Origin of the sequence: Bradyrhizobium sp., from assembly GCF_019244115.1 — a bacterium.
Classification (GTDB): domain Bacteria; phylum Pseudomonadota; class Alphaproteobacteria; order Rhizobiales; family Xanthobacteraceae; genus Bradyrhizobium.
In genome coordinates this window covers 1-2,016 of the sequence record NZ_JAFATE010000773.1, presented here as the reverse complement: position 1 = coordinate 2,016, position 2,016 = coordinate 1, and the positions used below count along the sequence as shown (strand labels likewise).

The window sequence follows — 2,016 nt, the reverse complement described above, 5'->3', positions numbered from 1 at the left end:
CTCAAATCCTCGAAGGTCCGGTGACTTAGGGCGTTTAGCACCTTGGGACGATTCAACGTGATATACGCAATCGATTCCTTCGTCTCGTAGAGAACGTTCTCGAGCGCCAATTCTGTTGCAGCAGTATTCATAAACCTCATTCATCCTTTCGCGATATAGCGGCCCAGCCCCTCACACAAAGGCGCTGAATCCAGTGATCGCCTTACCGACGATCAGGGTCTGCATCTGGTACGTGCCTTCATAGGAATAGATCGCCTCGGCGTCCGCGAAGAAACGCGCCACGTTGTAGTCAACGACGATCCCGTTGCCGCCCAAAAGCTCGCGCCCCCACGAGACCGTCTCGCGCGCTTTCGACGTGCAGAACGCCTTGACAATCGCCGCCTGCGCATCCGTCAGCTTGCCTTCAGTTTCCAGCTGCACCGAGCGGGCCAGCATGCATTGACAGGCGACTATGTTGCCCAGCATCTTTGCGAGAAGTTCCTGGACGAGTTGGAACGACCCGATGGGCTTCCCGAACTGCAAGCGCTCCTGCGCATACTTGAGGGCGTTCTCGTAGGCGCCCATCTGCGCGCCGGTGATTTCCCATCCGCTGCCATGCCGGGTGCCGCGCAGCACCAGCCGCGTGTCGGCAAACGTCCCTTTGCCCCCCTGAAGACGGTTCTCGTCGGGTATCCGGCAGTTGTCCAACGTGATCTGGCCGTTCTGGACGACCTTCAGCGCGATCTTGTTCTCAATCTTCTCGACGCTGAAGCCGGGTGTCGTCTTGTTCTCGACGATGAAGCCCTTGACCTGGTTGTCGTCAACGTCGCGCGCCCAGATGATCGAGAGGTCGCACCACGTCGCGTTGCCGATCCAGCGCTTCTGGCCGTTGAGCACCCACGTGTCGCCATCGCGCTTCGCCGTCGTCGTCAGGCCGCCGCCGGTGCCCGAGCCGACCAGCGGCTCGGTCAGCCCGAAGCAGCCGACCTTCTCCATGCGGGCCATCGGGGGCAGCCACTTCTGCTTCTGCTCCTCGGTGCCGTTCAGGTAGATGGAGTACATGGCGAGGCCGGTGTGGACGCCGTGGAAGGTACAGAACGAAACGTCGGTTCGCGCGATCTCCATGGCGGTCAGTCCGACCAGCAGCGGGCTTCCGCCCGGGCAGCCGTAGCCCTTTATGCCCATGCCGGCGATGCCCAGCTCCTTGTACGAGGGGAGCAGCTCGAACGGGAACGAGTCCTCGACCCAATACTTGTTGATGATGGGCTGGACTTTCGTCTCCATGTAGGCGCGCACCTTCCTCACGACCGCCAGCTCCTCGGCGGGCAGCGTCTCGGCGAACTCATAGAAGTCGCTGTTCGGCACCGGAAGCGGCTTCGGCGGTCTGATGTCTTTAGTCGCTGTTGTCATTTCAGTGCTCCTGCGTCAGTTAGTAACTGTCTTCTCCGGCGTCAACGGATGAGACGCGGCCGGTCGCCTCGTCTTCGACCTGAGCTACCTCAAGCCGGCGTAAGCGACCCCGGTCAGGTTCCCTTGCGCTAAGGTCAGCGCCCTCTTCTCAGTGCCGTCCAGTCTCGCGGAATAGACCGAGCCGCCGAGGTCGGAGAAGAACATCCGACCGCCCTTCAAATCGAGCGACAGCCCGATGGCCTCCATCAGGTCGCCGACGAGAATCTCCGGCCCTCCGCCGGGCTGCGCGTCCAGCGCCGCGCGGCTCACGGTGTTACCCCGCGGCGGGTTGCCGCGGTCAGTCCAGTAGAGCATGCGTCTGCCGAGGTCGAGTTCGAGGTCAATCGGCTCGGGCAGGCGGTCGAAGAGCACTTCGATGTCGGTGCGATTCGCGGGGCCCTCGCCCTTCGGGATTTCGAGGTTCGCGCGGAAGATGCGCCCCTCGCCTGCGTTGTCGCCGCCCTTCTGCGTCCAATAGACCTTGCCGCCTTCGTGATCGACGGCGATCCCGACGCACCACTTCGTGGCGTCGGGGCCGGGGCGCGCGTCGCCCTGACTCGTGTCGACGAGGGTCTCGATCTCCGAGCC

General features: G+C 62.7%; 1 protein-coding gene and 1 pseudogene. Both read right to left on the bottom strand.

What is annotated here, in order from left to right; translation table 11 throughout:
- Positions 1–171: 171 nt before the first annotated feature.
- Positions 172–1,344, bottom strand: a complete 1,173-nt coding sequence (locus JOZ76_RS33075; RefSeq protein ID WP_291705583.1) for an acyl-CoA dehydrogenase family protein — start codon at positions 1,342–1,344, stop codon at positions 172–174.
- Between the two features lie 129 nt (positions 1,345–1,473).
- Positions 1,474–2,016 (bottom strand): annotated as a pseudogene (locus tag JOZ76_RS33070) (3-hydroxyacyl-CoA dehydrogenase); the annotation flags it as partial.